Below are 21390 nucleotides of genomic sequence, written 5' to 3'. Positions count from 1 at the left end.
CCTATTCTTCCCGAGCCATTCGCAGGAACTGCAGACGGTTGTCGTTGGCGTACGCTGCCAGACTCTCCGCGACAGCTCTCAAGGGGGCCCAGTCCGCCCCCGCGGGCCGGAGGTCGCCGCGGAGCAGCTGACCGTGAATGGCGTTCGCTAGATCGCCGACGTCCTGGCTCTGGCCCTGGTACGCGACACTGCCCATGACGCGTACGGCCGTGACATACACCATGTCGAGCAACTCTCGTAGGTCTGTCTTCCCGCGGATGACCCCCGGGTTCCCCTCCACCTCCTCCTCCATGAGCCGGTACAACCGCTGTTCCGGCACGCTAAGGCCAGCTAGGGAGGGGTTCTCCTCGTCCTCCTCCCTGCGTGCCTGTTCAATGAGCGGGCCCAGCTGCTCGACCTGCTCTTCGAAGCGCCCGGGGAATCTTTGCAGGATCTCCTCCAGTCGCTGTGAGAGCCGGATGTACTTCTCCGGGTCCTCTCGTCTGACCCGCTCCTCCAGGTGGAAACGGAGCGCGTGGCCCATTTCGGCCGCGGCCTCACGCGCCGGGATGTCCCTCACCATGTCGTCGAAGGCGTCCGAGGTGAGCGAGACCGGGGGGATGACCTGTTCGAGCTGCGGGCCTTCCAGATGAGCAGCGATCATGGACCGGACCTTGCGCCCGTAGCGGCGCAGAGTGAAGGTGCCCCCCTCCGCGTCCCGGTAGAGCCGCCGGATGCGCTTCTGCAGCATTCCCCAGCGCCGAGCGTCGGACACATACTCCAGGGCGTGTTCATGGGGCAGCACCCGTTCCAACGTGTTGAGGAAATTGTGCAGCACTTCGTCGAAGGCGAAACGGTCCTGCTCGTCCTCGAAAGCCAGGGCGGCTCTCCGCAGTCCGGCAAAGCCGGTGAGGTCCTCGTCGGTGACTTTCTGTAGGCGCAGGAGGCCTCGGACCGCTTCGGCTGCGGGGCGGAGATTCCCGATCTCCTCGGACAGGCTCCGCATGGTGTCGTCGACATCGGTCCGCCGGTAGGCGCCGAGCGCGTCTGCAAGGTGCTCCAGGACGCCGTAGTAGTCCACGACATAGCCCACCTTCTTGCCCGGCATCGGCCTGTTGACCCGCGCAACGGCCTGGAGCAGCTCCGCGTCTCGAATCGGTCGATCCAGGTAGAGCACCTGCTCGCGGGGGGCGTCAAAGCCGGTGAGTAGCATCGACTTCACGATGAGGAAGGCAATGGGGCTCTCGGGGTGGACAGGGTCGGGGCCGGCCGCACATTCCGGCTGCCCGTTCACCTGACTATGGGACCAGGGGTTGCTAGCCTCACCGCCATCAAGCGTCTCGCGCCGTGGCGGGTTGAAAGGAACACTGGCCGTCCACTCCGGATCCGGCGGCAACTGGGGAAACGGCTGGTGGAAACGGTCGATGTATGCCTTCTGCCGTTCCGCGTCGGTCCAGTGCAGCCACCGACGGTGCTTGCGCTCCGCGCCTGCGGATATCACCGGCACGAAGTCGACACGGCGAAGCAGCGCGCGGTACTTGTAGGCCATGTGGAGATAGCGCGTCCTGCCGTCCATCTCCTCCACCGGGCCGGTCACCGATCCCGGATCAAACCCGGTGAGCTCCTCCAGGAGAGCATCTCGAGCCTGGCGCAGGGCATCGCGATATGCAACGGCCGCCTTCCGGCTGACCGCCGCGACCTGAGCTTTAAACCCCTCCGGTAGCACCCAGCTCACCCAGTGCTCCAGCATGTCCTCGGCCTTGGCCCGGATCATCGGCTCCGACTCGGCCACGTCGCGTTCAGTGGGCCAGCGCTTCAGCAGGGCTCTACGCTCATCGTCCGTACGGTTGCGGACTAGGTCGTCGAAGTTCCGGTCGAGGCCATTCTTGTCGAAGACCCTGCCCTCTCCGGTACGGCCCTCGTAACGGATGCGCACGACAACGCCGTCGCGCTCGGCCTCGCTCATCCGGTACTCGTCGAGGAAGTCCCCGCCGGGGCCACCGCTAAAGATCCGCCGGGTGTCCTCTATCCGCCCCGTCATGATCGGCGTGCCGGTGAAACCGATCTTCGCCGCGTTGGGGATGGCCTTGCGCAGGGCGGCGTGCAGCACACTGGTGTGCGAACGGTGCGCCTCGTCGACCAGGACCAGAATCGCGGGAGAGGTATTGCACTCCGGGAAGTCCGGCTCCGATGGGATTCTCTCGGGCTTCCCCTCCCGCCTGGCCTGCTCCGCGGCCTCGTACTCCTCCGTCAGGTCGCGGTCGTCCCCGTCCTCGGCCGCCTCCGCGGCAAAGGTGAGCCCGCTTCCGTACTTCTGGATCATCGCGAAGACGACCCGCCTGCCGCCGTCCCGGAGCAGCCCCTCCAGTTGGGCCCTGCTCTTCGCGGTCTGGACGTCGGACTCACTCAGCCTCAGGGTCCGGGAGAGCTGGTCCTGGAGCTGAGTACGGTCGGTGACGACCACGACCATGAACTCGCTGAGCTCGTGGTGCAGATGGATGCGACGCACCAGGAAGGTCATAGTGAGGCTCTTGCCGGAGCCCTGTGTGTGCCAGATGATCCCGCCGCGCTCGTCGGCGTCCCGGGGCCCGTTGCGGACCCGTCCGGTCCGCAGCCGCCGTATGGCCTTTTCCGCGGCCCTGTACTGCTGATGCCGAGCAACGATCTTGACGGTCCGGGTCCCGCCGGATTCGTGCTCGACGGGGAACGGGATGACGTAGTGCCGCACGATGTTGAGCAGCGCGGCGGGGCGCAGCACGACCCCGACCAGTTTGTGCCTCTCGTTCAGCGGGCCAGCCCTGTCGGGCGTCTCCGTTTCGAGTGTCTCCCGGCGTTCCGGCTTCACGCTCCGCCACGGGTGGAAGTGGTCGGGCGCGGAGGTGACCGTGCCGAGGTGTGCGGTCTCCGCAGTGGCCGCGACCATTAGCTGCACGGTGCGGAAGAGCTCCGGGACGCCGGCGAGCTCCCGACCGCTCGCGGCGTCCTCCTCAACGGGGAGCGCATTGCCCGCGTAGTGCCGTAGGTCACGCACGGCCTGGTAGACGGGATCGGCGAGGTCGGGGCTTTTGCACTCTACGGCGACGAGAGGGATGCCGTTGACGAAGAGGACGATGTCAAGGACCGACAGTTCCCCGGAGCGGTTGCGCACCCGGAGCTGGTCGACCACGGTGAAGTCGTTCAGCGTAACGCGGTCTTCGTGCCACTCGATGTACTGCACGGTCGCGGAGGGACCACCGTGCGCTGCGGACGGACCCACCAGGACGAACCCGCTGAGAAGCAGGTCCGTGGCGTCGAAGTTGGCCTGAACGACACCGCGGCCAAGGGAGACGGAGGACAGTCGCTCAACGGACCTGGACACGTCGGCGTCGTCCATCCACGATCCACGACCGGTGGCCTTGAGGTTGATCCGACGCAGGGCGCCCTTCAGCTTCTCGATGAGGAACGGAGCGCCGGCGTCGAGCGTCCCCACCTCCATGCCCGAGACGTGCATCCAGCCCATTGCCTTGAGCTGGGCGACGATGGGCCGCTCAACCTCGTCCCGCTCGACCTGCACCACCAACGTCGCCACACCCTCCGGCCCTCGCCTGCCGCTTTGCTGATCCATTCTGCGCGTCCCAGGGGCAGAATGGTGAGGGTTCCGGTGAAATGGGACACCCGATGCGGCCGAACCTTAGGCTGAGGGGAGGCGCCACCGATCCGGGCGACTCAGACGCCGCTACGACCGCTCAGCAGATCGTCTACAATCCCCTGCTTGAGCTTGCCGAGCTTGGCTAGCTCTACCTTTTTATCACGTATTTGTGCCGAGAAGGAGTTCAGGACTCCCAGTAGACGGTCCTGTTCTTCGGGCGCGGGCAACGGAACAGGAATCTCCCGGACTGTCGCCGCCGATATCTTCACCATGCTCTCAGAAGTCCCTTGAGCGAGTGCTCGCACGTGCCGACGAACGCGAGTCGACATAAGCACGGCGGCCAGGAACTCTGCAGAGCAGCGATTTGATGGCCTGATCCTCATCATCAGATCAGGGTAGATGCAGGGTGTTCCCACGTCCCGATAAACTCCGGCCAAACCAACCAGTTCTCGCGTGTTGGCGCGACTCATGAGCAGATCTCCATCTCGCAAGATGGCCGCATGACTCGCGGTGATGGACGCCGGCGCGTTTTTAAGCTGAGCAGGGTTGAAGCCTGCTGGGGTGAGACATCCCAACCCTAGCATTTGCAATCCGGTCCATGCTTCACTTTCCACTGGAGAGTATCCGTTTCGGATCGGCCCGTCTGCCACTTCAGACAATACGCAATCCCAAGCCATGTCTCTCAAAAGGTCGTCTGTGACTCCAGTTCGCACTGCAGACAGTTTCGCGACGGACGCCGCGATAGTCTGCTCCTGACTGGACACCACACCGACTACCTCCCGGATGTACCGCTGCTCGGCGAGTGGCAGGAGCGGGAATTTCAATGCTGCAAATCTCTCGCTACCAAGATGGGCAATGCTTGTCGTCTGCTTGGCAATGGCAGCGAAGACCCCGGTGTCCAGCCAGCGCTCGAACACCACCTGCGCATACTCGGGGAGTACCTGACTATTCGGCCGAAAACGCACGAGGGTGTTCTGGAAGCAGTATTCGCCTTTATTGCCGTCATAAATTGCACTTCGGCCGACGAGATCTAGACTCTGCCCCTCGTTCAGCAAGATATCGCCCGGCTTCAACCCATATACTTCGCGTTCCCCGCGACTGAAGCCCATCGTCTTCACATCCGAATAGTCGATACGCCCTCGGAGAACATTAGCTACTCGCAGGTATGGATACTGCCTCACCGATTCCTGACTGGCAGGAGAAAGCTGCTTCCCCATGCGGACGTCCCCGAGCTCCCGGACGGGAACCCATCGGATCTCAGCGTTACTCCGCATAGCCCAGCTCCTTCAGGAAACCGTCCAGCACCGCCGCCGACCGTTCCCGTTCCGCCTCGATTTCCCGGAGCGGCACCGCGTACTTGTCCTCCCACCTCCGGTACGTCTCCACCAGCTCCCGGCGGCGCTGTACGACGTGCCCATGCAACTTGGCCGCCAGGTCGTCCCTGAGCAGATCGATCACCACCCTGCGCTCGTCCTGCGGGCCCAACCCCCGCCGTGCCCGGAACAGGCGGGGCGGTTCCTCGTCGAGCTTGGGCGGATCGCTGGGCCAGGGGAACCAAAAGTCGGCCTCCAGACGCTTGATTGCAGCGGCGGCCTTCGTCCGTGCCTTCTTGACCCGGTCGAGCTCCGCCCGCTGCTCCGGGCTAAGGATCTTCTGCTCACGCGGCAGGACCTCGTCGTCGGGCTCCACCTCGCCATCCTCGGACGGCTCGGCATTCAGCTCTTTCCACCGTGCGTCCAGCTCCGCCTTGAGCGCCTCCGCCTCGGCCAGCTCCTCCAGGAAGTCCGGGGCGATGGCGGCGACCACCTTGTGGTCGTACGCCTGGCGCCGCTCGGCGGCCGTCCGGTTGCGCAGTTTCCTCGTCCTAGGGTCCTGCTCGGGAGTGAGCATCGTCTCGACGTTCTCCACCCAGCCATCGAGGACTCCCGCGAAGCCGTTCTCCGAGAGGGTGAGCAGGTCGTACTTCGCCTCGTACCACCAGCCAGCCACCGCACCCGCGAGCGCGTACCGGTCCAGCGGGCCTTCCTGGCCCAGCTGTCCCACGAACGACTCGATGAGCGAGCCGCGGACCGCCATCAGCGCCGCCTTGCGCTGCGCGGAGGTCAAGGCGGAGAGACGCTCCGGGGTCGCGGCAACGGACTCCAACCGCCGGCTCTCCGCCTCCCACCATTTCGAGAACGCCTCCCTCAGCTTTTCCTCGCGCGGGCGTGCCAGATCGACGAGTCGAGCGGCGTCCGGGCGCCTTCCCTCCGGCGGGAAATCTACGTAGCCCGGATCCACCGGGTATCGCTCGGCGAAGAGGTCTCCCAGCTCGATCCCGTACGCGTCGAGCAATTCCTTCCTGCCCTCGATCTCCGCGCGCGGCACCCCGCCAACTAGATGAGCCCGCACATCCTGTGGCTCAGGCGGCGGCGTGTTGTCCACGTAACGGCGAATGTTGAGGTTGTCGCCGTTCTCGCCCAGCGTCTCGCGCGCGACGATCCGGGAGAAGCCAGGGACCTCGGCGTAGGCGTGGTAGGTCGAGGCAATCTTCTCTGCGTGTTCAGGGAGGAGGATGTTCTGTGCCCGATCCGCGTGGTACTCACGGTCGGCGTTGATGAACAGGACCTTGCCCGCACGCTCCGGGGCTTTCTTGCCTGGCGGGCGCAGCACCAGGATGCAGGCTGGGATGCCGGTGCCGTAAAACAGGTTCGGGGCCAAGCCGATAACCGCCTCGATCACGTCCTCGTCCAGGAGTTTCGTGCGTATCTCCTGCTCCCCGCCCCCACGGAATAGCACGCCGTGCGGCATGACGGTGACGACCATGCCGCCGGAGCCCTCGCGCTTGGTCATCCAGAGCATGTGTTGGAGGAACATCAGGTCGGCCTTGCCACGCTCACTCGTCCTGCCATACTCCGCTCGCTGGCCGGCAAAAGCGAGATCTGTGAGGACGTAGTCCATGGAGAACGGCGGATTGCTGAGAACCACGTCGTACCGGTCGGCGTCGGACTTGGGCACGTGTGCAGGCGCTGGTTCGGAGAGGGTGTCACCGGTCTTCAGATCGAAGCGGCGCACGCCGTGCAGCACCATGTTCATCGTCGCCATGATCCACGAGCCGCTGTTGGCGTCCTGGCCGGCGAAGAACATATCTGCGGTGTCCCCGCCGTGCTCCTCCACGTACTCCTTGGCGTGGATCAGCATGCCCCCTGAGCCAACGCATGGGTCGTAGACGCGCATGCCCTGCCGAGGGCGAACCAGCTCAACCATCATGCGAACCACGTCACGCGGGGTGTAGAACTCGCCACCCTTACGGCCCGCCGAGTCCGCGAACTCTTTAATCAGATATTCGTACGCGGCGCCGATCAGGTCAGGGAACTCGAAGTCGTCGGTCCGCAGGCGGACGCGCCCGAAGTGCGAGATGAGCAGCTTGAGGCGCTGGTCAGCAAGCTTGGCCGTGGACGCGGCCGTTCCGGAGCCGCCGATGCGGTTGAAGTCGAGGTGATCGAAGAGGCCCCTGAGCTTGCTGTTCTGCCTCTCAATCGCCTGGAGGGCTGGGCGCAGCCGTTCCTCGTTTATGTTGTGGGTAGCCGCGGAGATCCACTGCCAGCGGGCGTTCTGTGGGACGAACAGCACGTCGCGTTGGCCGTAGGGCGCGGACTGCTCCAGAAAGCCATCGAGGAGCTCACCGGTGAGACCGAGTTCCCTGACGGCATGCTCCCGGATACGTTCGCGGGCGGCCTCGAACTCATCGTTGGCCCGTTTCAGGAAGAGCAGGCCGAAGATGTAGTCCTTGTACTCAGAGGCGTCCATCGTGCCGCGGAGGATGTCCGCGGCGGCGAACAGATGCCGCTCCAACTGGGCGAGCGTGAGCTTAGCCACCGTACGACCTCCTACAACCTTGATGTGACGGGGAAACCCTACGGTGACGCGGCGCAGGAGGAGAAACGATCGCCTGGAAGGGGCCGACCGTCAGTAGGAGGTGAGCCCGAGGCCCTGCTCCACGAAATGGAAGACGTCGGTGTATGGGTCGCGACTCGGCAGAGGTATGTGGTCACCGTGCTGAGCGTTCACCCGGAGGGCGCGCCGCTTCGCTTCGGCATAGCGGCCCAAAATCTGGTCCGCATGCACCTTCTTGATCTTCTCCACTTCGTTCCTGAAAGGGAGCCGATCCGTCACGAGATCGCACACCTGGTTAAAGGTCCCGGTCACGTCCTTGTGGTGCAGGAGCCGCCACACTTCGAAGCATGGGTGAGAGAAGGCGATGCGGACCTCCCCTTGGACGGCCTGTTTGAAGGCCCGGTCGAGATCCTGGTGTTCGTCCCGGTCGAACAGACACCAGACCTGAGGCCGCACCTCCTCTCTCAGCCGGTTGCGCTCCGCCTCCCGGGTCAGTTTCCGCATAAGCGGCACCGCCGCTTCGACTAGGTTGATCGGCTTGCGCTGGGAACCCGGTGCACCGGCGTTCGCGATGTGCACCTCGACGGGGAGCTCCCGTTCGTCGAGGAGTCTCCTCATGATGTCGATGTAGGAAGGCTCGGTGAGCTTGCCTTCGGTGAAGACGTGCACGACCCGGTTGCGCTTGCCCCGCTGATGCCCGGACGGCCCCAGCACATTCTTCCCGCGTGTGCGCGTCATCGGGGCCGCTCCATGTGCCCGGCGGACAACCGCCGCGCGAACTGTCCCTCCACGACGGAGGGAACTCCGCCGAAGGCCCCGGCAAGGTAGGACTCCATTAGGTTCTCCTCCTCGCCTGGTTCAGCGGCGGTCAGGGGGTACAGGCCCGTGGCGCCATCTTTGTCCTTCTCCGTCAGCCACACCTGGCCAGGTTCCAGCAACCGCTCGCCACTCGGCGTGATAAGCAACGAGGGATCGTGCGAGGTGAAGACGAGTTGCGCACCCCCGGGGTTGGCGAGCGGATCATGGAAGAGCCTGATGACCTCAGCTGCGAACCGCGGATGCAGGCTCGCGTCCAACTCGTCGACAAGCAGCACAGCTCCCTCGTCGAGCGCCAGCAGCAGTGGGCCGAGCAGCGCGAACCAGGATCGGGTACCGAAGGACTCGCTCCGCCAGTCGAAGGCGACATCCCCCGTCGCCGACCGGTGGGTCAACTGCACTGTAGGCCGGTCTTTGCCCTCGTGGACGATCTCCGCGCCGGTAATGCCCAGGTCCGCAACCCTCAGCAGTTCGTTGATCCGCTGTGCGCGGCTACCGGAAAGCTCCCGCACCGTGAACTGCTCCCGCTGCTCTCGCTCCTCCTCCGGGTTGATGATCCACAGATTGCGGCGGAACCAGTGAAAAAGTGCCGAGAGTTGAGGATGATTGTCCGTACCAGCCGTGGACAGCACAAGCGCATCGGAGCGTGTGCGCCTGGCCAGTTGGGTCCGGTCCTTGACCCGATTACCCGGCCACTCGTACACCCCCGCCCGTGACGCATCACGGTCGAGCCATACCTGGCGGTGACCGCGAGGATAGCTGTGGATCCACTCGGCCTCGACGCGCCTTGTGCTCAGCTCGAATCCGTAGGTCCACCGCACCTCGTCCATCACGAGGTCGACCTCGAAGAAACTCGGCTCTCTCTCACTCTTGGGATCAAGCCCGAAGGGTTTGCGTGGGATTCCTTCGAATGATGCCCAGCGGGCATAGGAATTGAGGACCGCCGCCCGCATGTCGGTCAGTGCGACCAGAATGTTCGACTTCCCTGAGGCGTTAGCACCGAAAATACCGACCAGCGGGAAGACGTCAGTGTGACGTCCTCCGCCGAGTTCCGTCCTCCGTGCTGTCGCGCTCGGCTCGTCTTCGGATGGGACGAAGGACAATTCCTGCTCGTCACGTAGCGACCGCACGTTGGCAACACGGAATCGGAGCAGCACGCCGTCCCCCTTCCACTCTACGGTTAGAGTAACTGTCCGATCTTCCAACGGCATGTCCGGCGGCGATCACAGTTCGATCGGGCCCGCTACGCCCCCCAGCATCACGCCTCTCTCGGCCGGCATGCTGGTGCGAGGTGTTCGGCGTCCCCAACTCCTGCATATCCTGCTGATGTGCGTTCATGACGTACATAGCACATACCACCGTTCTCACATCGACGGCACTCACGCAGATGAAGCAGCTTGATATCCGCGGCGAGTACCCGGGTCACCCGGTGGCAACCCGACCCGGAGCGCAAGGCCGCTAGGCCTGAGCACCGGAAGCGGGGCGGCAGCCCTTACGGACCCTGCGCCCGCCCCCAGAAGTTTCTCTCTGTCGCAGGCTCTGCCCGGTGAACGACAGCGCGTGGGCGGCGCCGGCCGCGACCGGCCGAAGAGCCGCAGCGCGGCCAGCGTCCGCCCGACGCGAGGCAGGCCGCCGCAGGCGGGCTGCCCTTGATGACGTGGAGAGAAGTTGCTTTTTGGTCCGGCCGTAGCTGTGTCTGCTGAGGTTTGAGCTACTGGTTGTGGGGCTGGGCGGTGGCCCAGACGCGGTTGAAGCTGATGAGGTAGGTGCTTGCCGGCCCCTGGTCATTGGTGTGGGTGAGGTGCATGACGGGGGCGTTGGCTGCTGGGGTGCCGTAAGCGTGGGTGTTGATCAAGAACTGGTCGTCTGCGCGGTAGAGGGAGTTGTAGAGGACCGTGCGGTGGAGCCGGATCTCGACTCCATGCGCGTCGAGTAGTAGCCGGTACAGCGCGAGGGCATTCTTGACTCGGGCTGCCATGACCTCGGCTCCGATGCCTTCATCGACGCCCCTCGCGGCGACTTCTGGGCCTTCGGGGTCGCCGAGAAGGATGCGGACCTGGGCGCCGGCCGCCGCCTTCTCGGTGAGGATGCGCTGAATCGCATGGTCTTCGGCGAGAAAGAGGGCGCTATAGGCGAGGATGTCGATTTGTTCGGTCGCGCTGCTGAAGTGGGCGCGCCAGGTCGTTTGAGGGATGGCCCAGCGGTGGGGGTAGACGGCGTGGATGCCGTCGGCGAGTGCCTGGTGTCTGGGGGTGGCTTCTGGCCATAGGTCGGCTTCATTGACGTTGAGGAGGTCGGCGACGGCCCAGCGGTGGCGGGGGTAGGGTATGCGGCCGTTGAGCCATCTGCTGACGGTTTTGGGGTCGACGGCCAGGGCGGCGGCGACGTCGGTGGTGTTGAGGCGAGCTGCGGCCAGTGCGTAGCGGAGGTTGTTGTTCATGACCGGACTGCTCCTCTCGCAGAACGACCCTGTGCTGCGACGTTAGCATCAGACGTCCCTAGACGTCCCCTAGTTGTGGTGTTCCCGCCCCTGGCCTTGGGGCGAAGCTCGACGCACGGAACCGCACGGGACGTCAGGGAGGGCGAGGGTGCGTAAGAGCCAGAGCATCAAGGAGCAGCAGCGGGCGTACGCGGAGCGGCTGCTGGTCGCGCTGGGCAAGCAGCTCGGCGAGCGGGGCGTGACGCAGGTGTTGGTCGTCACTCAGGACGGGCGGCCGGCGCTGGATGTGACCGACAGCCGGTGCCGGGTGCGGCGGGTGTTCGTGCACCTGCCGTTCTGCTGGTTCTACTGGGGAGATCAGCAGGACGAGCGGGTGTCGTTCCTGCAGATGGCCGGCGCGGTGGACCGGATCGGGGAGGCCGCGCGGGCAGGGTGGGCGGACGGTGAGCAGGGCGACCTTCGGGTTGATCTGGACAAGCTGCTTGATGCCTACCGCGGCTGAGCCGGTGGCTGCGGGGGGATGGCTGACCGGGGGGCGGGTCTACACCCAGATCGCTGATCGGCTGCGGGAGCGGATCCGGTCGGGTGAGTTCGCCCCTGGTCAGGTGCTGCCCTCTGAGGCGGAGCTGTGCCGGGGGTTCGGGGTGGCGCGGAACACGGTGCGGCGCGGGCTCGCGATCCTGGAGGAGGAGGGGTTGCTGGTCACGGTTCCGGCCAAGGGGCGCATGGTCCTCGGGGAGGGTACGGCGGTCTCGTACCGCTATCAGGTGATCGCCGCGTGGTTGCGTGAGCGGATCGAGCGGGGTGAGCTCGTGCCGGGTGACCTGCTGCCGAGTGAGGCCGCTTTGCGGCGGCGGTTTCAGGCGTCGCGGAACACGGTGCGGCAGGCCCTGGCCTTGCTGGCGCAGGAGGGGTTGGTGGTGGCGGAGCATGGCCGGGGGCGTTTCGTCCGGCTTTGGGACCGGAGGACGTCCCAGGACGTCTAGTCTTTCCCCGGCCTTTTAGGTCGCATTTCATGCCTATCGTGAGCCACGTGGGACATAGCGAATGGGCATACGGCCTGGCCAAGGACCTGCTGGAGACGACGTTGCCTCGACGGTGGGCGCATACCCAGGGGGTCGCCGAGCAGGCCGAAACCCTGACCGCGGTTCTCGGCGCGGACACCGACACCCTGATCGCCGCGTGCCTGCTGCATGACATCGGCTACGCCCCGGACCTGGTCGACACCGGCATGCACCAGCTCGACGGTGCACGCTACCTGCGCGACGTGGCCGGGGCGGATGAGCGGCTGTGCCGCCTGGTGGCCTACCACTCGTGTGCGGACAACGAGGCCCGGCAACGGGACCTGCTCGACGTCCTGGCCAAGGAATTCGACCAGGAGCGGCCGGACCTGGCGCGGGCGCTGACCTACTGCGACATGACCACCGGGCCGGATGGCCGGCACCTGGACGTGCTCGACCGGCTGGCCGAGATCCACTCACGGTACGGTCCCGAGCACGTAGTGAGCCGGTCGATCACGGACGCCACGCCGTGCATCGTCTCGTCGGTTCGTGCGGTGCAGGCCGCGCTGGCCGCGCAAGCGGGGTCTGGGCAAGCCCGTACGACGCCGACATGATGAACCCATGCGCTTGCCGCTGCCGCCCGATGTCAGGGAAATGCTCGTGGTACGCCGTTACGTCGCCACAGGCCGGGCGTCGGTACGTCGGTACCTGAGGTTGCTGGGCGGCGGGTTCATAGTGCTGCTGTCGGATCGGCAGGTGGTGCGCTTCGGCAGGTCCTTGGCGAGGGATGCGCGGCGGATCAGCGATGATGATCTCAAGCTGCTGCTGGACAATGAGTGGCGTTCACGATTGACCGCGGCGTGGTTGATCGGCATGGATCGGCGCACCCGCTTCCGGGACCAACTCGGCGGAATGCTCATGGAAAGCCAGGGCTCCTACGCGGCGGGCGGCTACTGCTTCGCACTGGCCCGATTCGGTGAGGATGACGACGCGTCGATCCTGTCTGCATACTTGGACCACTACCTCGTGCAGCCGGACTGCGACTTTCTACAAACTAAGGCAATCGGCTCGCTTCTTCACATCGATGACCAGCGCGGCACCAACCACGCTGCTCGTTTCCTTGCTCCTGATGGCCCTTGGGCTCGATCGGCCATGAGCGACAGAGACCTCGCCGAGCAGAAGCAGTACATAGACGAGCTTTGCGCCTTTGCCGACGCCTGCATGTCGGGTCGGCCCGAGCAGTGGCTACCGCGACGACAGCGCTTTGTTGATCGTGTCCGCGATCAGCCGATGTACGGCAGACCGACGCCGGATAGGTAGTGCTCGATCCGCATCCGCATCGATCGGTCCATCGGCAGCGACAGAACCTCGTCCCGGGGTACCCAGCGAACTTGTCGGGACTCCTCGCTCGGGGTCGGCTCCCCCTCGACGGCACGGCCGGTCAGAACGATGGAGAACTCTTGGCGGGCCTCGCCGTTGGAGGTGTAGAGGATGACGTGGCGGGGGTCACTGTAGGTGCCGACCAGACCGGTGATCTCACACCTGATGCCGGTCTCCTCGACCGTCTCCCGGACGGCCGCGGCCGGAATGGACTCCCCCAAATCGATCGCGCCACCGGGCACGGCCCAGTTGTCGTTGTCGCTGCGCCGGATCATCAGCAGGTCGCCGGCGGTGTTGGTGACGATGACGTTCACGGACGGGACCAGGCTGTTGGGCTCGGGTGCGTCGGGGTCGTCGTAGAAGTCGATGCGCTTGGCCACGATCAAGGCTCCACGGGGACGGCCCCGGCCCAGACCTTTTCGAAGCTGTCGGCGTAGGTGGTGACCATCTCCCCGCCGGCCACCCTGCGCAGATGCAGGACGGGAGCATTGCCAGCACGGGTGCCGTACACGTGCATGTTGACCAGGTAGTCGTCATCAGCACGGTAGATCGAGTTGTACAGGATCGTGTCGTGGAGCCGGAGCTCGAAGTTGGCCAGCCCGAACAACGGCCGGTAGAGCACCAGAGCGGTACGGATCTGCGCCGCCATGCCGTCCCCAACACCCTCGTCCGCTCCCCGCTGGGCGACCTCGGCGCAATCGGGGTCGCCGAGCAGGATGCGCACCCGTACGCCAGCCCGCGCCTTGTCGCCGAGCTGGCGCACCATCGCGGCGTCGTCGGCGAGGAACAACCCGCTGTAGACCAGCACGCCAATCTCCTGGGACGCGCCGCTGAACAGACGTCCCCACGCGTCCCTGGGCACGGCCCAGCGGTGCGGATAGATCGCCAGGACCTCGCTCTCGGACGCGGCCACCACCTGCTCGCGCGACAGGGCTTGCGGCCACAGGTACGTCTCGTCCACACCCAGGTAGGAAGCCGTGGCAAAGCGGTGCTTACGGTACGGCTCGCGCCCCTTGGTGATCCACCGCTCGACGGTCTTGGGATCGACCTCGATCGCCTCGGCCAGGTCCGCGACGCTCACGCCCTTCTGCAACAGGGCCGCGCGTAGCCGTTCGTTCACCGAATCACCTGCTCCAAGGGGACGTCCCGGGACCTGGCCATCGTAGGCCGGACGTCTTGAACATGTCCCGTCGTGTAGTGATCTCGTCCTGACGCTGCGCCGCATCCTCGGTTGCACAACGCCACACCGGCACCGACCGAAGGAGGAGACGCACCTATGAACATCGAGATCACCATCCCGGGCGAGACGCCCGCCTGCGCGTGCGGCAACGCCCTGACCGAGGGACAGACCCGCTGCTCCAAGTGCCTGGCGCGAGACCGCTGGGCGCGCAAGGAGCGGGCCAGGAACCGCCGCAACCAGCGACGGACCGAGAGCAAGCGGCCCCCGCGCGGTCCCCGCAGCGCGATCGCGATGGGGGTGAGCTGGACGTGAGCTGGCTCCCGCTGATCATCGCCGCCCTGCTCAGCATCACCGTGCTGGTCGGCTACGTCATGGTCATGGTCGGCATCCGCCGTCAGGACAAGGCTCTGAGCCTGCGGCGGCACCCTGGCGGCGCTTCGGCCTCGCTGGCTCGGAAGGTTACCGGCTGCTACGTCCGGGACGGCGTTTCGTGGACGTAGCCAACTGCTCCTCGACCTTCGCGAGGCGTACCGACAGGTCCTGTACGGCGGCGCGCAGCTCGGCCACTTCGCTTGTCGGGTCACCGGGGGCCGGCGGCGGCTCCTCGGCGTCGCGGACGAACACGCCCTTGCCCTGCTGGCCGATCACCAATCCCTCGGTGCGCAGCACGCCCACGGCGAGCTTCACCACTGACAGGGACGCGTCGTACTGCTCGGCGAGCTTGGTCGTGGACGGCAGTGGAGCGCCGGGCGCGAGGGACCCGCCGCGGATCTGCGCGCGCAGGTCGTCGGCGATCTGGAGGTAGGCGGGCTGCCCGGTGTGTCTGACCATCGCCCTTCTATCTCACCACGAATGTTCGACCTGGCCAACCGAGGGAACATTGACAACCGAGCCAACTAGGTTAACTATGTTGCTCACGACGAAAGAGGAGGTCACAGCCCATGCGTTCCATCCCGATCCCTGTCGATGTCAGCAAGCTCGCCATCACCTGCGTCAAGGCCCCGCGCCCGCGCGTGCTCAACAAGGACACCGGCGAGATCAAGACCGACAAGAACGGCAACACCGTCTACGAGGTCACCGTCTCGGTCGAGGACGAGTTCGGCCGCATCGAACTCGTCAAGATCGGCATCACCGGCGAACCACCCATCAGCGTCGGCGACCAGGTCAACGCCATCGGCCTGCTCGGCTACGTCTGGGAGATCGCCGGCCGCTGGGGCGTCGCCTACCGCGCCAACGCCCTGCTCCCCGTCGGGGAGGCCGCCGATGCGTGACGCGCTGAACGTGCTCGCAGTCCTGGCCGCCGTCGCGGCCGGGCTGTGGGCCTGGCGCCGCTACCACCGCCCGTCCTTCTGGCTCGTCCTCGGCTTCCCGCTGGTCGCCCTGTCGGTACGAGCCTCGTGGCGGCGAGTCGCCCTCGGCTGCGGGCTGACCAAGAAGCGGCAGCGCTTCTGGTTCACCACCGTCCCCGGCCTGGTCGCCTCCACCGGCATCGTCCGCGTCCGGCGCAAGTGGCAGCGCATCGCCGTGGACACCAAACCGTTCATGTGGCTGCCCCTGCCGACCCGCCACGGCTGGCGCGTCACCCTGCACACCCTGGAAGGCCAGACACCCGGCGACTACGCCGACGCCGCCGAACGCCTCGCCCACTCGTGGGGCGTCCACGCCATCCGCGTCTCCTCACCCGGCCCCGGCCGCGTCGTCCTCATGGCGACCATGCGCGACCCACTGGTCAAGGTCGATGACCTCCCGCCCTCACCCGACCTGCTCAAGGTCACCGTGGGGCGGCTGGAGACCGGCAAGCCCTGGACGATCGACTTTCGCACCGTGCCGCACTGGCTGAACGCGGGCGCGACGCAGTCCGGCAAGTCCAACCTCGCCAACGCCTTGATCGTCGGCCTGGCTCCGCAGCCCGTGGCCCTGGTCGGCTTCGACCTCAAAGGCGGGGTCGAGTTCACGCCCTACAGTCCGCGTCTGTCGGCGCTGGCCACCTCACGCGCTGAGTCCGGCGCGCTGCTGGACGACCTGGTCGCCCTGATGGTCGACCGCATGGGACTGTGCCGTCAGGCCGGCGCCCGCAACATTTGGCAACTCCCGCCCGCCATCCGCCCCGTCCCGATCGTGGCCCTGATCGACGAACTGGCCGAGCTGTACCTGATGGCCGACAAGAGCGAGAAGGACGAGATCGCCAAAACCTCGACCGCGCTGCTGCGGGTCGCTCAACTCGGCCGGGCGTTCGGCATCTACCTGTTCTGCTGCGGACAGCGCATCGGCTCCGACCTCGGCCCCGGCGTCACCGCCCTCCGGGCGCAGTGCTCGGGCCGGATCTGCCACCGCGTCAACGATCCCGAGACCGCCACCATGACCCTCGGCGACCTCGACCCGGCCGCCCTCGCCTCGGCGCGCGCCATCCCCGCCGAGACACCCGGCGTCGCCATCGTCGCCGGCCAGGACGGCCAGTGGTACCGCGCCCGCTCCTTCTACGTCACCGAAGCCACCGCCGAACACGCCGCCCGCACCCATGCCCACCTCACCCCGCCGTGGGGTGAGATCACCGCCCACCTACCTGAGCCCATCAACGCCTGAACCATGAAGGGAGGAACGATGCGACGCTACGCCTGCCGACTGCTCGACACCGGCCCGGTAATCGTCCTGGCCGCCATCGCGGGTGCCGGATCGTTCACCCACATCCGCGACACCGCCAGCCAGCACGGCCAGACCGGCTGGATGTCCTGGGCCGTCGCCGTCTGCATCGACCTGACCTGCGTCATGGCCGCCCGCGAACGCCAACGCGACAAGAAGCACGACCGGCCCCGGCGCGGCCTCGTCTCCTGGCCCGTGCTCGTCCTGACCGGCGGCATCGTCCTGTCCCTGGCTGCCAACCTCGCCCAAGCCGACCCGACCGTCTGGGGCTGGATCACCGCCGCCACCCCGGCCGCCGCCTTCCTCATCGCCATCTCGATGCTGGAACGCCGCGCCACCGGCCCCGAGCCGTCCACCGTCCCGGCGGCCTCGTCCTCGACCGTCCTGACCTCGTCCCCGGCCCCGGAACTCGTGCCGCACCACACCCAACCCGAGGACGAGCCGGCCAACGCCCTCGCACCCGCGCTCCTCGACTACGCCCGTCGTGTCGCCGACGACCACCACGCCAAACACGGCAAGCCCATCACCAGTGACGCCCTACGCGCCCACCTGGGCGTGTCCAACCAGCTCGCCGCCGACCTGATGCGCACCCTGCGCACCGTCTGAAGGGAGAACCGACCATGCGCATCCGCATCGACGGCACGCGCGCCGAGATCGTCGACGCCCTGTTCCGCCTGCGCCTGCACTTCACCGTCATCGGCGTCTCACGCGCCTACCCCGACCGCGCCCGCCCCCACCACTGGCGCATCTACCTCACCACCGCCCGCGACAGGAAGCCGCCCAGATGAACGAGGTGATCCACTACCGCTGCTGCACCTGCAACGGCACCGGAATCGACTCCGACGACGCCCGCTGCATCGACTGCGACGGCACCGGCATCGACAACCACGGCGCATAACGCGCAGCGCCCCCGGCCTGGCCGCACATCCGCCAAGACGACTGCCAGGTCGAGGGCCATCCCTTCACCCGAACGAGCGAAAGGAGGACACCATCTTGCCCACAACCCACGCCACCGCGCATGCCAAAGCGGGCATGATCGCCCGACTCAACCACCCCGACTACGACCGCTGGGCAAGCCAGATCCGCGCCACCGGCGGCTGCCGTCAGCCCATCCACCTACGCGGCAAGATCGACCACTACGACAAGGCGACCGGCCAACTCCTGCACCGCTACACCACCCGCACCGAGCCCGACGGCGTCCTGCGCGTCCCGTGCAAGACCCGACGCGCCTCCCGCTGCCCCACCTGCGCCGAGACCTACCGCGCCGACACCTACCACCTCATCCGCGCCGGCCTCGTCGGCGGCAAGGGCGTCCCGGACACGGTCACGAGCCACCCGACCCTGTTCGTCACTCTCACAGCACCCAGCTTTGGAGCGGTCCACGCCCGGTGCGAGAAGAACGGCAAGAACCAGCCCTGTCACGCCCGCCGGAACGCGCCCACCTGCCCGCACGGCCGGGTCATGTCCTGCACCGTTCGCCACAGCAAAGACGACCCTCGCCTCGGCGAACCACTCTGCTCCGACTGCTACGACTACACCGGCAGCGTCCTGTTCAACGCCCTGGCGCCGCTGCTGTGGAAGCGCTTCGCTGACTCCGTACGCCGCCACCTCGCCAAACAGGGCGGCCTCCTCCTCAAAGAGTTCCGCCACCACCTCACCCTCTCCTTCGCCAAGGTCGCCGAGTACCAGCGACGCGGCGTCGTCCACTTCCACGCCGTCATCCGCCTCGACGGCCCCGGCGGTCCCGACGCGCTACCACCGGCCTGGGCCACCACTGAGGCCCTGACCCGAGCAATCCAGCACGCCGCCAAGGCCGTCTCCGCCAAAGTTCCGGCCTACGCCGACCAGCCCGCGCGGGTCCTGCGCTGGGGCGACCAGCTCGACACTCGCCCCATCACCCTCGACAGCGACCTCACCGACCAGGCTGTGGCCGGCTACATCGCCAAGTACGCCACCAAAGCCGCCGAATGCGTCGGCACCCTCGACCGCCGCATCAACCCCCTCGACGACCTGACCCTGTACAACCTGCGTGACCACGCCCGCCGCCTCATCGCCACCTGCATGCACCTCGGCAGCGAACCCGACCTGGCCGAACTCCGCCTTGCCGACTGGGCCCACATGTTGGGCTTCCGCGGCCACTTCTCCACCCGCTCCCGCCGCTACTCCACCACCCTCGGCGAACTCCGAGCAGCCAGAGAACACCACGCCCGCGACACCGACATCACCACGGGGCGCCTGCCGCTCTTCGACGAAGACACCGTCCTCGTCATCAGCGAATGGGAGTACGCCGGCAAGGGCCACTCCCTCGGCGACCAACTCCTCGCCGCCGCCATCACCGGAGGGTGCATATGAGCACCCTCACCAAGCTCTGGACTGTTGAGGACGTAGCCACCTTCCTCGGCGTCCCGGTCGCCACGCTCTACCAATGGCGACACCACCACACCGGCCCCAAAGGCCGCTAGATCGGCCGGCACCTGCGCTACGTGCCCGAGGACGTCATGTCCTGGGTCCAGGACCAGGAGTAGCCCATGGCCTTCGTGAAAGACCTGTGGACCAGGACAGTCCGAGACCAGGACGGCAAGCCGCGAAAGGTCAAGACCGCACGCCATGGCACGGGCAAGCGCTGGCTCGCCGTCTGGGTGGACCCCGACGGTAAGGAGCGCTCGACCGCCTACGACCGAAAGGCCGACGCCGAGCGCAAGATCGCCGCCATGGGCGCCGACATCGCCCGCGGCGACTACATCGACCCGAACGCCGGCAAGGTACTCTTCGGCGATTTCGCCGAACGCTGGCTTGCATCCCGCCTCGTAGACCCATCGACCAAGATCCGATACGAGTACGTTCACCGCCTCCACGTCGCCCCGACCTTCGCCAAGCGCCAGGTGAAGAGCATCAAGCCGTCGCAGATCCAGGCGTGGATCAGCGGCCTGAGCAGCCGTTTCGAGACCTCGACGGTACAGACGGCCTTCCTGGTTCTTCAGGGCATCCTCGACCTGGCGGTGGCCGACGAGGCGATCAAGCGCAGCCCCGCCAAGTCACCGATCGTCCAGGTGCCGAAGCGGACCGCCGAAGAGATCACAGCGTGGTCGGACGAACGAGTCCACGCCCTGATCGATGCTCACCCCGCACTCTTCCGTCTTCTGCCCATGCTCGGGGCCGCGTGTGGGCTTCGTCAGGGCGAGTTGTTCGGCCTGGCCCTCGAAGACATCGACTTCGAGGAGCGCGTCCTCCGCGTACGGCGGCAGATCAAGAAGCTCGGGCCCGATCATGTCTTCGCTCTACCGAAGAACGACCGCGAGCGGATCGTGCCGTTGCCTGACTGGGCGGCCGGGGCCGTCAAGCGGCATGTCTCGCCCTATCCCCCGCTGGTCTGCTCCCTGCCGTGGGAGAAGGTGGACGGCAAGCTCCGTACACACAACTTGCTGTTCCGCTGGACGGACGACCGGTTCATCAAGGCCAGGAGCTACAGCGAAACCGTCTGGAAGCCCGCTCTGGTGGCAGCGGGCGTGATCCCGGCACCGGACAAGGACACACGCCGGCGAAGCCGCTACGCCACCTCACGCAAGGAGGGACTGCACCAACTCCGGCACTACTACGCGAGCGTCATGCTGGCCGGCGGCGTTTCGGTCAAGGAACTCGCCGAGTATCTAGGCCACGCCGACCCGGGCTTCACCCTCCGCGTCTACGCCCACCTGATGCCGGGCTCCCACGATCGCGCTCGCAGCGCGATCGACGAGCGTTTCTTCCGCCCGTATGCGGCTGCCACGTCAGCGCAGAGGGGTCATCTCTGATCCCGATAGCGGGCTATCCGGGGAAGCCTGCGAGCCATTTCCCGTTCATCGCCGAAGTCCCACTGCTCTCCATGGGGAACGCTGCCCAGCGCCGGGATCAAGGGAAAGTCGCCTGAGACGCCCCGAGCAGCCACGGCTTCGCCGAGAGCGGCCGAGTCCTTCCCGGTCACCCGTTCATAAGCCTCGTACGTCACGTAGGCCAACGACTCGAACTGGGGATGCTCCTCCCACGTCTCCTCCGGATACCGCGGCCCACGCTTGATGAAGTTGACGTACAGAGCCACCGGGTCCAGCAGGCGAAGCACTTGAGGCTGCTCGATCAGCCGATCTGGGCACTCGGCGACGGCCTCGAACGTCTCGCGCCCCAGACTGATGAGCCAGCTCACGAAGTACTCGAAGCCATCCAATGAGCCCGAACCGAACACGCACCAGTACGCCGCGTAGAGATCGATGGTGCAGCCGCGGTTGGCAGTCGTCGTCCACCAGACGTCATAGTCGATGATCTCTTCGGCCGGTCGGCGAGAAAGCTCGTCCACCAACCACGCGACACGCGTGCTCCTCGTGTCGGTCTCGCGTCCGGAACGCTCGATCAGGTCCCAGAACTCATCGACATCCATGCCGCGTGATGCTCGCACCCCTGAGCCACCGTGTAAAGATCA

At 66.3% G+C, this 21390-nt stretch carries 23 protein-coding genes; 13 read left to right on the top strand and 10 right to left on the bottom strand.

The window, feature by feature from the left end; genetic code table 11:
• Position 1: 1 nt before the first annotated feature.
• The 6 genes from ACBR40_RS28440 to ACBR40_RS28415 all read right to left on the bottom strand — a co-directional run bounded on the left by ACBR40_RS28440 (position 2) and on the right by ACBR40_RS28415 (position 10739).
• Entirely contained in the window at positions 2-3535 is a 3534-nt protein-coding gene (locus ACBR40_RS28440) for a type I restriction endonuclease subunit R (protein WP_371250745.1), read from the bottom strand.
• Positions 3536-3684: 149 nt separating this feature from the next.
• Complete coding sequence (locus ACBR40_RS28435) at positions 3685-4881, bottom strand: restriction endonuclease subunit S (protein ID WP_371250744.1); 1197 nt, start codon at positions 4879-4881, stop codon at positions 3685-3687.
• A complete protein-coding gene (locus tag ACBR40_RS28430) occupies positions 4871-7465 on the bottom strand; it encodes an N-6 DNA methylase (protein WP_371250743.1) in 2595 nt (864 codons plus the stop codon). Before ACBR40_RS28430 ends, ACBR40_RS28435 begins: the two co-directional genes overlap by 11 nt.
• A 90-nt stretch (positions 7466-7555) precedes the next feature.
• A complete protein-coding gene (locus ACBR40_RS28425) occupies positions 7556-8221 on the bottom strand; it encodes an RloB family protein (RefSeq protein ID WP_371250742.1) in 666 nt (221 codons plus the stop codon).
• Positions 8218-9456, bottom strand: a complete 1239-nt coding sequence (locus tag ACBR40_RS28420; protein ID WP_371250741.1) for an ATP/GTP-binding protein — start codon at positions 9454-9456, stop codon at positions 8218-8220. Before ACBR40_RS28420 ends, ACBR40_RS28425 begins: the two co-directional genes overlap by 4 nt.
• A 554-nt stretch (positions 9457-10010) precedes the next feature.
• Entirely contained in the window at positions 10011-10739 is a 729-nt protein-coding gene (locus ACBR40_RS28415) for a helix-turn-helix transcriptional regulator (protein WP_371250740.1), read from the bottom strand.
• Between the two features lie 148 nt (positions 10740-10887).
• Between ACBR40_RS28415 and ACBR40_RS28410 the strand changes: the two genes are divergently transcribed.
• Genes ACBR40_RS28410 through ACBR40_RS28395 form a run of 4 tightly spaced genes read left to right on the top strand, consistent with a single transcriptional unit; the run spans position 10888 to position 13060 of the window.
• The gene (locus tag ACBR40_RS28410) at positions 10888-11241 is read left to right on the top strand and encodes a hypothetical protein (RefSeq protein ID WP_371250739.1); all 354 of its coding nucleotides are present in this window, start codon (positions 10888-10890) and stop codon (positions 11239-11241) included.
• Complete coding sequence (locus ACBR40_RS28405) at positions 11183-11725, top strand: GntR family transcriptional regulator (RefSeq protein ID WP_371250738.1); 543 nt, start codon at positions 11183-11185, stop codon at positions 11723-11725. Before ACBR40_RS28410 ends, ACBR40_RS28405 begins: the two co-directional genes overlap by 59 nt.
• Positions 11726-11772: 47 nt before the next feature.
• Positions 11773-12354 (top strand): HD domain-containing protein, encoded by a 582-nt coding sequence (locus tag ACBR40_RS28400; RefSeq protein WP_371250737.1) that lies wholly within the window; start codon positions 11773-11775, stop codon positions 12352-12354.
• 7 nt (positions 12355-12361) lie between these two features.
• Positions 12362-13060, top strand: a complete 699-nt coding sequence (locus ACBR40_RS28395; RefSeq protein ID WP_371250736.1) for a DUF6000 family protein — start codon at positions 12362-12364, stop codon at positions 13058-13060.
• Here ACBR40_RS28395 and ACBR40_RS28390 read toward each other — a convergent pair.
• Positions 13024-13500 carry an NUDIX hydrolase gene (locus tag ACBR40_RS28390; protein ID WP_371250735.1) on the bottom strand — a complete coding sequence of 159 codons (477 nt, stop codon included), beginning with the start codon at positions 13498-13500 and terminating at the stop codon, positions 13024-13026. The genes ACBR40_RS28395 and ACBR40_RS28390 overlap by 37 nt on opposite strands.
• A 2-nt stretch (positions 13501-13502) precedes the next feature.
• Positions 13503-14240 carry an XRE family transcriptional regulator gene (locus ACBR40_RS28385; protein ID WP_371250734.1) on the bottom strand — a complete coding sequence of 246 codons (738 nt, stop codon included), beginning with the start codon at positions 14238-14240 and terminating at the stop codon, positions 13503-13505.
• 156 nt (positions 14241-14396) lie between these two features.
• On the opposite strand from ACBR40_RS28385, the gene ACBR40_RS28380 reads away from it, so the two are divergent.
• Together ACBR40_RS28380 and ACBR40_RS28375 are read left to right on the top strand one after the other, a co-directional pair.
• Positions 14397-14612 (top strand): hypothetical protein, encoded by a 216-nt coding sequence (locus tag ACBR40_RS28380; protein WP_329582515.1) that lies wholly within the window; start codon positions 14397-14399, stop codon positions 14610-14612.
• Positions 14609-14800, top strand: coding sequence for a hypothetical protein (locus ACBR40_RS28375; protein WP_329582513.1), 192 nt, complete (start codon positions 14609-14611; stop codon positions 14798-14800). The genes ACBR40_RS28380 and ACBR40_RS28375 overlap by 4 nt, the downstream gene beginning before the upstream one ends.
• On the opposite strand, the gene ACBR40_RS28370 is transcribed toward ACBR40_RS28375, so the two are convergent.
• Positions 14760-15131 (bottom strand): GntR family transcriptional regulator, encoded by a 372-nt coding sequence (locus ACBR40_RS28370; protein ID WP_371250733.1) that lies wholly within the window; start codon positions 15129-15131, stop codon positions 14760-14762. The genes ACBR40_RS28375 and ACBR40_RS28370 overlap by 41 nt on opposite strands.
• A 110-nt stretch (positions 15132-15241) precedes the next feature.
• On the opposite strand from ACBR40_RS28370, the gene ACBR40_RS28365 reads away from it, so the two are divergent.
• From ACBR40_RS28365 to ACBR40_RS28335, 7 genes are all read left to right on the top strand, one after another.
• A complete protein-coding gene (locus ACBR40_RS28365) occupies positions 15242-15571 on the top strand; it encodes a hypothetical protein (RefSeq protein ID WP_371250732.1) in 330 nt (109 codons plus the stop codon).
• On the top strand, positions 15564-16883 hold the full coding sequence (locus ACBR40_RS28360) for an FtsK/SpoIIIE domain-containing protein (RefSeq protein WP_371250731.1): 1320 nt from the start codon (positions 15564-15566) through the stop codon (positions 16881-16883). The genes ACBR40_RS28365 and ACBR40_RS28360 overlap by 8 nt, the downstream gene beginning before the upstream one ends.
• 18 nt (positions 16884-16901) lie before the next feature.
• Entirely contained in the window at positions 16902-17546 is a 645-nt protein-coding gene (locus ACBR40_RS28355) for a DUF2637 domain-containing protein (RefSeq protein WP_371250730.1), read from the top strand.
• Between the two features lie 14 nt (positions 17547-17560).
• Positions 17561-17728 (top strand): hypothetical protein, encoded by a 168-nt coding sequence (locus tag ACBR40_RS28350; RefSeq protein ID WP_371250729.1) that lies wholly within the window; start codon positions 17561-17563, stop codon positions 17726-17728.
• A 244-nt stretch (positions 17729-17972) separates the two neighbouring features.
• Entirely contained in the window at positions 17973-19292 is a 1320-nt protein-coding gene (locus ACBR40_RS28345) for a replication initiator (RefSeq protein WP_371250830.1), read from the top strand.
• Positions 19217-19402, top strand: coding sequence for a helix-turn-helix transcriptional regulator (locus ACBR40_RS28340; protein ID WP_371250728.1), 186 nt, complete (start codon positions 19217-19219; stop codon positions 19400-19402). The genes ACBR40_RS28345 and ACBR40_RS28340 overlap by 76 nt, the downstream gene beginning before the upstream one ends.
• A 66-nt stretch (positions 19403-19468) precedes the next feature.
• Entirely contained in the window at positions 19469-20731 is a 1263-nt protein-coding gene (locus tag ACBR40_RS28335; RefSeq protein ID WP_371250727.1) for a tyrosine-type recombinase/integrase, read from the top strand.
• On the opposite strand, the gene ACBR40_RS28330 is transcribed toward ACBR40_RS28335, so the two are convergent.
• A complete protein-coding gene (locus ACBR40_RS28330; protein ID WP_371250726.1) occupies positions 20722-21348 on the bottom strand; it encodes a DUF4240 domain-containing protein in 627 nt (208 codons plus the stop codon). The two genes, ACBR40_RS28335 and ACBR40_RS28330, sit on opposite strands and share 10 nt — an antisense overlap.
• Positions 21349-21390 lie beyond the last annotated feature (42 nt).

This window comes from Nonomuraea sp. AD125B (assembly GCF_041402765.1).
In the GTDB taxonomy this organism is placed as follows: Bacteria; Actinomycetota; Actinomycetes; order Streptosporangiales; family Streptosporangiaceae; genus Nonomuraea; species Nonomuraea bangladeshensis.
This window is presented reverse-complemented; position numbering and strand designations above follow the sequence as displayed.